The sequence below is a fragment of the Streptosporangium sp. NPDC003464 genome, assembly GCF_053588315.1.
On sequence record NZ_JBSFPS010000488.1, the window covers coordinates 1 to 3027 of the forward strand.

Consider the following 3027-nt stretch of genomic DNA (forward strand, 5'->3'; position numbering starts at 1 on the left):
GCCGGCGGGGCGCGGCCGCGGGCCGGTGGGCCGGGCGGGTCAGCGGTGGCCGGGCACCGGCCTGACCCAGCCCAGGGCGCGTTCGACGGCGCGCCGCCAGTTGTCGTGCTCCATGGTGCGCAGCCCCGGATCCATGCGCGGGCTCCACTGCCCGGCCCGGTGCCAGTTGCGCCGGAGCCCTTCGAGGTCCGCCCAGTATCCGACGGCGAGACCGGCCGCGTAGGCCGCGCCGAGGGAGACCGTCTCCACCGCCATGGGACGCACGACGGGCACGTCCAGCACGTTGGCGATGATCTGCATGAGAAGGTTGTCGGTGGTCATGCCGCCGTCGACCTTGAGCGCCCGCAGCGTCAGGCCCGAGTCGGCGTTCATGGCGTCGACCACCTCGCGGGTCTGCCACGCGGTCGCCTCCAGCACGGCCCGTGCCAGGTGCCCCTTGGTGACGTAGGAGGTCAGCCCCACGATGACCCCCCGGGCCTCGCTGCGCCAGTGCGGCGCGAAGAGCCCGGCGAACGCCGGGACGATGTAGCAGCCCCCGTTGTCCTGCACGCTCCGGGCCAGGGTCTCGATCTCCGGCGCGCTGCTGATGAGACCGAGCCCGTCGCGGAACCACTGCACGAGCGCGCCGGTCACCGCGATCGGCCCCTCCAGCGCGTACACCGCCGGCTCTCCGCCGATCTGGTAGCCGACGGTCGTCAGCAGGCCGTGGCCCGAGCGGACCGGCACGGTGCCGGTGTTGAGCAGCAGGAAGCCGCCCGTGCCGTAGGTGCACTTGGCCTCGCCGGAGGCGAAGCAGGTCTGCCCGAACAGCGCCGCCTGCTGGTCGCCGAGCGCGGCGGCGATCCGCACGCCGGGGAACACCCGCCGGGCGGTGCCGTACGTCTCCGTCGAGGGCCGGATCCGCGGCAGCATCCGGCGTGGGACGCCGAAGAAGGCCAGGAGCCCGTCGTCCCACTCCAGGGTGGTCAGGTCCATCAGCAGGGTGCGGCTGGCGTTGGTGACGTCGGTGACGTGGACACCGCCGTCGGGCCCGCCGGTCAGGTTCCAGATGAGCCAGCTCTCCATCGTCCCGAAGAGCACCTCGCCGCGCTCGGCGCGCTCCCGCAGGCCCGGCGTGCGGTCGAGGAGCCAGCGGATGCGCGGCGCGGAGAAGTAGGCGGCGAGCGGCAGGCCGCAGCGTTCCGGCACGGCCTCCGCGCCCGGCCGGCGGGAGAACTCCTCCACCAGGGCGTCGGTCCGCGTGTCCTGCCACACGACGGCCCGGCCGACGGGGACGCCGGTCCGCCTGTCCCACAGGACGGTCGTCTCCCGCTGGTTGGCGATGCCGACGGCCACCACCTGCTCCGGACCGACGCCGGCCTGGGCGAGCGCCTCGGGCCCGATGCGCTCCAGGTTGCGCCAGATCTCGACGGCGTCGTGCTCGACCCAGCCCGGCCGGGGGAAGTGCTGCCGGTGCTCGCGCTGGGTCACCGAGACGAGATGGCCCCGCTGGTCGAAGAGGATGCACCGCGTCGACGTCGTGCCCTGATCGATGGACATCACGTAGCGCGTGACCATGGGGTCCTCACCTGAACCTCGGCGGCTGCGGGGCGGTCAGCACCGGGACGCCCCGAGATCCCGGGACACGGCACGGGCCGCGTCTCGAACATAAGTCACCAGAACCGGGTTCGGCTGCCCCTTGGTGTCGCAGATCCGCTCCACCGCGCCGGAGATCCCGATGGCCCCCACCACCAGGCCGCCGTAACCCCGGATCGGCGCCGCGACACCCGCCTCTCCCACGGTCATCTCCTCGACCTCGGTGACCCAGCCCACCTCCCGCGCCCGGGACAGCGCCCGGGACAGCGCCCGGGGCGTGGTGATGGTCCGGCGGGTGCGGGCCTCCAGGCCGCCGGCCTGCAGGGCCGAGGCCACCCCGGCGTCGTAGGCGAGCAGCACCTTGCCCAGTGCCGTGGCGTGCATGGGCAGCAGTGACCCGACGTCGAGCGTCTGGAGGGTGTCGTCGGGGCGGAAGACGTGGTGCACCACCAGGACCTGGCCGTCGAGGACCGTCCCGATCCTGACCGCCTCACCGCTCCGCGCGGCCAGGGCGTCGGCCCAGTTGATCGCGCGCGAGCGCAGCTCGTTGACGTCGAGGTAGCTGGTGCCGAGGTGGAGCAGGGCCGCGCCGAGCTGGTATTTGGCCGTCGCCTCGTCCTGCTCCACGAAGCCGACGCGCTGGAGGGTGCGCACGATGCCGTGGGCGGTGCTCCTGGCCAGGCCCAGGGAGCTGGCGATCTCGCCGATGCCCAGCCGGCCGGGGCTCCGGGCGAGCAGCCGCAGGATGGCCGCCCCGCGCTCAATCGACTGGACTGAGCCGGGCATGTGATCGGTGACGGGCGGGACGGCTGTCGTTCGGCAATGTCGGCCCCCATCGAGAGACGGTCTCCGCTCTCCCGGCGCCGCCGGGCATCGAGCGCTGCGCGCAGCCCGCCGATATTACTATCGACTCGCATTCCTGACCAGTGTTCGACATTGTCGTCAGCCTGCCGTTGACCCGGTCCCGTTCCGCGCCTAGCGTCCCGATCAGCCGAGAGGACCGCCCCTTCCTGGCGACTCCCTCCGCGGCCGTCCGTCGGCGGCCCGGCCCCCACGGGGAGCCGTCCGCCGGCAGCCCGGCCCCCACGGGGACCGGACGCGGGCTTGTGACATAACACGGCACCGTGAGGAGGACACATGGCGGAACGACTGAAAGCCAGGGGACTGCTCGGCGAACTGGCCGCCGAGTTCGCGGGCACGCTGATCCTGATCCTGTTCGGGGTGGGCGTCGTGGCGCAGGTCGTCGCGGCCGGCATCGGCGATCACGACAGCATCGCGTGGGCCTGGGGTCTGGGCGTCACCCTGGGCGTCTACACCGCGGCCCGGATCAGCGGGGCGCACCTCAACCCGGCCGTCACGGTCGCGCTGGCGGCCTTCAAGGGCTTCCCCTGGCGCAAGGTCCTGCCGTACGCGCTGGCGCAGACCGTGGGCGCGTTCGTGGCGGTGCTGATC

General features: G+C 73.1%; 3 protein-coding genes. 1 reads left to right on the forward strand and 2 read right to left on the reverse strand.

The features are described from left to right. Positions 1–39: 39 nt before the first annotated feature. Both glpK and ACWDS7_RS47640 read right to left on the reverse strand, forming a co-directional pair. Complete coding sequence (gene glpK, locus ACWDS7_RS47635) at positions 40–1557, reverse strand: glycerol kinase GlpK (protein WP_451934694.1); 1518 nt, start codon at positions 1555–1557, stop codon at positions 40–42. 36 nt (positions 1558–1593) lie between these two features. Further along, the gene (locus ACWDS7_RS47640) at positions 1594–2361 is read right to left on the reverse strand and encodes an IclR family transcriptional regulator (protein ID WP_451934695.1); all 768 of its coding nucleotides are present in this window, start codon (positions 2359–2361) and stop codon (positions 1594–1596) included. Positions 2362–2712: 351 nt separating this feature from the next. On the opposite strand from ACWDS7_RS47640, the gene ACWDS7_RS47645 reads away from it, so the two are divergent. Beyond that, positions 2713–3027 (forward strand): MIP/aquaporin family protein (locus ACWDS7_RS47645; protein WP_451934696.1); only part of this gene is annotated, 315 nt, incomplete at its 3' end.